Consider the following 4,018-nt stretch of genomic DNA (forward strand, 5'->3'; position numbering starts at 1 on the left):
GGTAGCCGAATTGACCCATCCCGAGACCTAAACTCTTTCATCCATTGTAGCCAGTTTTCCGCTGTGAGTTGTTGTTGAAATTCTGCCAAGCTGCTCCCTTCACGGGGTAAGAAAACATACAAACTCAACCGTTCTTTACCGTAGGGAATACTTACAGCTTGAAAGGCATCATTTTCATAGTACTGATACTTCCCATACTGATACATCATTGGGTGTTGCTTTTGGTTTACATCAGAGATATAAAAAGCTTGATCAGACGTTTGACTTTTATCGAATTCTCTGGTCCAACTGCCTTTAAAATAGATAGCATTAATTAAGAAAAGTAATTCATCCCCTTGAGTGCGTTCGACAATCTTTTTGATTTTGCCGTTTGTGTTATTTTTGACCCAACGGTTAATTTTTTTTGCAGCCTTGGCACTACTAAAATCAAGTTCTGTGACCTCTGCTTTGTAGAATTTCTGGTTGTTTTTAATAAATTTGGGGTTGATGTCAATGCCTTGGTTAGCCCACAGGGAGTTGGCAATGGACAGCTGGACATCAGGGTCAGCATTTTCCAAGCTAGCTTTTAAGGCGTTATTCCCCTGGTTGAGTTGATCTAGACTCAATCCCTCTAATTCTAGGACTTTTGCCATAGCCTCTTGAGTCTCGCCGCTGGCACCGTTGTAAGCCATGTCTAGGGCAATGGCGATGCTGGTGGGAGAGACAAAAACATTCTTGTTAGTGTCCTGCTTGAGAATTTCTGAGAATAGCTTGAAGCCAAATTTAGTATTAGCGTCTACAAGATTGGTATCTACTGCTAAAGTTGGTTTTTGGTCAGCTGACATTGATTCTTTGCTTGGTTCGGAGTTAGGCAGAGGGTCAAGGGCATTGGTTTTTTCCGACACACACCCCAATATACCTGTAAGCAGGATGCTGACTGCCATAACAGTGGCTATACGACTAAGTATTTGATGGTTCATTTGATCGTCTCCGTTGCTAATACCCTGTTCTAATATGACCATTTCAGGATAATTCGGTTCCATTAGTTACGGTTTTTGCTACGGCTAAGAGGGTAATCCGTAATGGGGAATAACGATATAATCGTGGTGTTTAACAGTCTAAATAACCTAATTTCCACATAACCAACGTTATCCAGGAGTCATGATTTCATAAGTTGTCAAGGTTTTAATGGCTCGATACTTCTGGACTTTTCGGTATTTTTTTGTCCCTCACATACCTCAAGTCTTTCAAGTTGGCTTTTCTGTTATCCCTCACCAGAAAGTGCTGCACAAAAGGCTATTTGTCTCATAGGGAATTATAGTCAAGTTTAGGCAACTATTACTATAACTTACTGATCTTCCCGATTTTTTGCCCTTGACAGCCACAATATTTTCATGCTATAGTAGAATAATATAAATAAAAACTATACTCCAGATTCTGCTGAGCAACAACTAAATCAAACACAAAACCATACATTAAGCAAACCAGATCACAAACATCGGATATCTACGATGAAGTTGACGAATAACACACCCTGCCTCCACTAGTATCAGGCTAGTGGAGTTTTTTGATCGAGATCACCTGATGCTCAGATTGACTAGATCGACCAAAACAAGCAAGTTTATAAAAATTTATATGAAATAACACCAAAAATTGACATTAGACCAACACCAAATCATACTTAATTGGCCAATAATAATAATTGAGAACACAAAGAGAAAAGCACACCCCGCTAGTCTGGCCGCTAGCGGGGATTTTTTTTACCGGACCTACGGCCAGCCAGGAGCCAGGCCATTTGAGCAGTAATACCGAGTTGGATTCAAAGATAGTAGATTGGTTGGATAGGGAGCGGTGCGACCCGTGGCGAATTTAATTCGCCTAGCGATGCAGCGCGGTCTTGGGGGTTTCCCCCACTCGCGCTTTGCATCAAGACAAGGAAAGCGCACCGAGGGAAATGGGGAGATGGGGAGATTGGGGGAAGAGAAAGTGATACGTTTGACCGCAACTTGGTATAAGGCTCAAAACTGGCTAAATTCATGAGGTCGAGATCCCGAGACCGGTGGAGCCCACTAGAATCAAGCTGAAGTGATGGTGATTTTCGTGGTACCCACCGTTTGCCAGCCAGAGTTGCTCTGACTCCCTACCCATTCACCCAATTAAGGGTAAGCTGACCACAGTGGTTTAAGCTTTAGCCCCATCTTTGCTTACAGAAACAGATTCCGAAACGTATCCATATTGCTGGCTGCAAGCATACCTGCTAGGAAGCCAAATAAATGTCCTTGCCAGGAGATCTCTGTTTCACCAGGCAATAAACCTCTGAGTGTAAAACCATAGACACCACCGATAGCGATAGAACCTATGACTAACAGGGAGTTACCTTCTAAATACCCCTGTCCGATCAGAAAAGCTACATACCCAAAAACTAGACCGCTTGCGCCATAAGAGACCGTGTTAGGTGAACCAAGTAGCCATTCAGCCAAACCACCAACCAAGACTATCACCAAGGTCACGACCCAGAAATCATCCGTTCCTCGTAACAACACCCAACAGCCAAGGAGCGCGAACGGAATAGTGTTTCCGATCAAGTGTTTCCAGTCTTTGTGCAAGAAGGGTGAAAACAAAATACCAACTAGCCCAAGCCAGGTGCGGGGTTGGATACCAAACTTGTCGTTCAGTGCTCCCCCGCATAAGACTAAATTGACAAAACTTATAATCCAGGCGTAAAGAACCAAATCACCCACCGCCTGGAAGTTGTCACCCCAAGCATTTTGGAATTGATTAATCCAATCAAATATACTTGTCATACTTCACCCGGTAGCCTGCACGCTCATATTTATGTTTACTACTATAATTTATATAGCGTTTCTCCAGGATTTTTTACCTATTCCCTGTTCCCTACTCCCTACTCCCTAAAACCCAGTACTTTGTAACTTAACTAATTAAGACTTGCTATATATATAATTGATCATGAGTGCCAATTCAAGGTTATCCCAAGGTAATTGGATCATGAGTGTATATTCAGAGTTGGTTTTTCCCCGATTGATGGACTGGGCTATGTCTGACCCGGTCTTAAGCAAGTATCGTCAAGAGGTTTTATCTGAGGTGTCTGGGGAAGTCTTTGAAATTGGCTTTGGCACAGGATTAAATTTAAGGTATTACCCCAACCACCTACAAAAACTTACAACTATTGATGTTAATCATGGGATGGAATCATTAGCTAAAAAACGTATTCATGACTCGGAAATTACTGTTGATTTTCGGGTACTGAATGGCGAAAGTTTACCGATGGCTGACCATAGCTTCGATAGTGTAGTTAGCACCTGGACATTGTGCAGTATTACTAAAGTAAATCAGGCTATAGAAGAAATTTATCGGGTCCTAAAACCAGGGGGAAAGTTCTTTTTTATTGAGCATGGAATAAGTGATGAGTCTAAGGTTCAGGTTTGGCAAAACCGCTTGACCCCTTTACAAAAGATTATTGCGGATGGCTGTCATCTAAATCGTAATATCAAACAGCTGGTTGAAAATCACTTCCAGATTCTGACGTTAGAAGAGTTTTATGAACCAAAATTTCCTAAGATTATGGGCTATATGTATAAGGGTGTTGCTCAGAAGTCTTGTTAGCATTAAGCGGTCAGTGGTCAGCGGTCAGTAGTCAGCTATTAACTATCTCGATTTAATGCTGAAATTACAGCTTGCTGGCTGACTATCTGATAAATTCCTTTGAGATACTGCATGACACGAGGGTCAGCTGCTCCTAGAGGAATTGTTCCTAAGACATCAAGGACGGTTCCACTATCTGTTGGTGGTGCAATTACCACCAGGGAAGAATCGAGGGGCTGATCGTATTGCCAAAATTGCTGAATATTGACTGAGGTTTCAGGATCGCCGATTGCTGATTCCCCCTCTTCCCTGTTTTGATCAGGGTTTTGATCAGCAGACGTGAGATTTGGGATTGAGGATGGCTGCTCTGTGGCGGAAGTTTCCTCTGTTTGACCACTCCGTAATTTACGCAAGGCATCAAGGATTTGTTCTTTGG

The 4,018-nt window shown here is 42.4% G+C and carries 5 protein-coding genes and 1 pseudogene; 3 read left to right on the plus strand and 3 right to left on the minus strand.

Annotation, left to right across the window (positions count from 1 at the left end):
- Positions 1-959: serpin family protein (locus F6K57_RS38635; protein ID WP_293073897.1), on the minus strand; the 959-nt coding region annotated here is incomplete at its 3' end.
- Between the two features lie 880 nt (positions 960-1,839).
- Here F6K57_RS38635 and F6K57_RS38640 point away from each other — a divergent pair.
- Positions 1,840-2,019 (plus strand): hypothetical protein, encoded by a 180-nt coding sequence (locus F6K57_RS38640; protein ID WP_293073899.1) that lies wholly within the window; start codon positions 1,840-1,842, stop codon positions 2,017-2,019.
- 164 nt (positions 2,020-2,183) lie between these two features.
- Here the strand turns inward: F6K57_RS38640 and F6K57_RS38645 are convergent, their stop codons facing one another.
- The gene (locus F6K57_RS38645; RefSeq protein ID WP_293073902.1) at positions 2,184-2,783 is read right to left on the minus strand and encodes a rhomboid family intramembrane serine protease; all 600 of its coding nucleotides are present in this window, start codon (positions 2,781-2,783) and stop codon (positions 2,184-2,186) included.
- Here F6K57_RS38645 and F6K57_RS38650 point away from each other — a divergent pair.
- Together F6K57_RS38650 and F6K57_RS38655 are read left to right on the plus strand one after the other, a co-directional pair.
- A complete protein-coding gene (locus F6K57_RS38650) occupies positions 2,754-2,909 on the plus strand; it encodes a hypothetical protein (RefSeq protein WP_293073905.1) in 156 nt (51 codons plus the stop codon). The genes F6K57_RS38645 and F6K57_RS38650 overlap by 30 nt on opposite strands.
- A 76-nt stretch (positions 2,910-2,985) precedes the next feature.
- Positions 2,986-3,603, plus strand: coding sequence for a class I SAM-dependent methyltransferase (locus F6K57_RS38655; protein WP_075902118.1), 618 nt, complete (start codon positions 2,986-2,988; stop codon positions 3,601-3,603).
- A gap of 38 nt (positions 3,604-3,641) precedes the next feature.
- Here the strand turns inward: F6K57_RS38655 and F6K57_RS38660 are convergent.
- Positions 3,642-4,018: pseudogene (locus F6K57_RS38660) on the minus strand (hypothetical protein); the annotation flags it as partial.

The organism is Moorena sp. SIO4A5, from assembly GCF_010672005.1.
Classification (GTDB): Bacteria; Cyanobacteriota; Cyanobacteriia; order Cyanobacteriales; family Coleofasciculaceae; genus Moorena.